The following is a 1728-nucleotide window of genomic DNA, read 5'->3' on the forward strand; positions in this document are numbered from 1 at the left end:
ATAGATTTCATAATTTTTTTTTTTTTTACAATTTTACAATTTACACCAGAAGTTACTACCCTTAAAAATGGTAAACACATTCACAACTTAATCGATTCAGAATAAGATTCAAAGCTCACCATCACCAGTAACTACACCAGAGACTACCGTAACTGATCCGGTCACACCATCAAACCCATCACAACCAGAGACTACCGTAACCGATCCGGTCACACCATCAAACCCATCACAACCAGAGACTACCGTAACCGATCCGGTCACACCATCATCCCCATCACAACCAGAAACTGCCGTAACTGATCCGGTCACACCATCAAACCCATCACAACCAGACACTAAGGTAACTGATCCGGTAACTACTCCCTCGATATCAAAACCAGAAACTAAGGTAACCGATCCGGTAACACCAACATCCCCATCCAAACCAGACACTACTGTAAAACCAGTTCCAGTAACAACACGGAAACCTATCACCGAACCTTCACCCATCGTAGAAAACAATACCAATAACCAAAATCTTGCTCAGCTCAAGGCTATTCCCAAATTTCCCCCAGGAACTCAGCGCAGAGCAGTGGAATATGCTTTAGGCAAGCCCACAAAAAAATCAAACGGCATGTGGAAGACTCGCGCTTTCCTTTATAAAAACGTTGTGCCCAATCAAGTAGATCTAGGATACTTGTTTGATCGAAGTTCTGGGCGTCTGCGCCAAACGGAAGTTACTTTTTCGCAATCCGTTGACCTAGAAATCATGTCACAGACCTTAGACAAGCTGCTCAGTAACAACATCTCCACTGACATTAAACAGGGGCTGAAAGATGTATATCAGCGCGAGTCTAAGACCTATAAATTTTCCAGTGGTAATAATAACCGCTTGCAGGGTGTGATTGAACGAGACGGTAGCGATCGCATTTACATTGGTGTTTGGGAAGCGGATTTAAAGTAAAAAGCAATCCTAATTACCTGAGCAAGACTCTAGTGCTCAAGGCTCCCCGCCTGATAGCTGATAGCTAAGGGTTGTTCCCTTAGCGTGCCCGTAGCGCATATGCTTACCTTTTGTCTATTTCATTTATCATGAGAAAGATACTAATATTCGGCAACTCTGGAGCGGGAAAAACTACCTTAGCCTTAAAATTGCAGGTTGAGTTAAGCTTACCCATATTAGATCTAGATACTATTACTTGGATACCCGATCTACCAGGAGTAAGACGGGAAGATGCCGAAAGCGAGAGATTATTAATCGACTTTATTCAAAAAAATCCTGGATGGATAATTGAAGGATGCTACGGTAGTTTAATTGAAACAGCCGCCAACTATTCATCCGAGATGATATTTTTGAATCCTGGAGTTAAAAAATGCCTAGAAAACAATCGACTCAGACCATGGGAGCCCCATAAGTATAAGACTCCCAAAGAACAAGAAGCGAATTTTGAATTTTTACAAACCTGGATTAAAGACTACTATTCACGTGATGATGAATATTCCTTTAGCTGCCATGATAGACTATTCAAAAGTTTTAGCGGCAATAAAATAGAAATAAATTAATCATGGGTTCGCGTAGCCTCGGCTGTGGCCGTAGGCCACGCTGCGCGAACGCCAAATCCAATTCTCTAATGCTAGGATTGTCTAACACCCTTTTTAGGATTTTATCACTCCCTCGAATTATGTCTTAACTAATTATTTTCAGGAGTAGACAGTAGACAGAATTGCTGAAGTCATCATAAGAATCCA

The 1728-nt window shown here is 41.6% G+C and carries 3 protein-coding genes; 2 read left to right on the top strand and 1 reads right to left on the bottom strand.

The annotated features are described in order from the left end of the window. Positions 1 to 108: 108 nt before the first annotated feature. The gene (locus F6K20_RS37140) at positions 109 to 501 is read right to left on the bottom strand and encodes a hypothetical protein (RefSeq protein ID WP_287298211.1); all 393 of its coding nucleotides are present in this window, start codon (positions 499 to 501) and stop codon (positions 109 to 111) included. Positions 502 to 613: 112 nt separating this feature from the next. Here F6K20_RS37140 and F6K20_RS37145 point away from each other — a divergent pair, with 112 nt between their 5' ends. Together F6K20_RS37145 and F6K20_RS37150 are read left to right on the top strand one after the other, a co-directional pair. Beyond that, positions 614 to 943, top strand: coding sequence for a hypothetical protein (locus F6K20_RS37145; protein WP_287298213.1), 330 nt, complete (start codon positions 614 to 616; stop codon positions 941 to 943). 128 nt (positions 944 to 1071) lie between these two features. Further along, on the top strand, positions 1072 to 1542 hold the full coding sequence (locus F6K20_RS37150; RefSeq protein ID WP_008188906.1) for a P-loop NTPase family protein: 471 nt from the start codon (positions 1072 to 1074) through the stop codon (positions 1540 to 1542). Positions 1543 to 1728: the final 186 nt, after the last annotated feature.

Source organism: Moorena sp. SIO2C4, assembly GCF_010672485.1.
Classification (GTDB): Bacteria; Cyanobacteriota; Cyanobacteriia; order Cyanobacteriales; family Coleofasciculaceae; genus Moorena; species Moorena producens.

Bases quoted from the DNA above. Each gene is read 5' to 3' on its own strand.
- F6K20_RS37145 (WP_287298213.1), top strand. From the start codon at position 614: ATGTGGAAGACTCGCGCTTTCCTTTATAAAAACGTTGTGCCCAATCAA.
- F6K20_RS37150 (WP_008188906.1), top strand. From the start codon at position 1,072: ATGAGAAAGATACTAATATTCGGCAACTCTGGAGCGGGAAAAACTACC.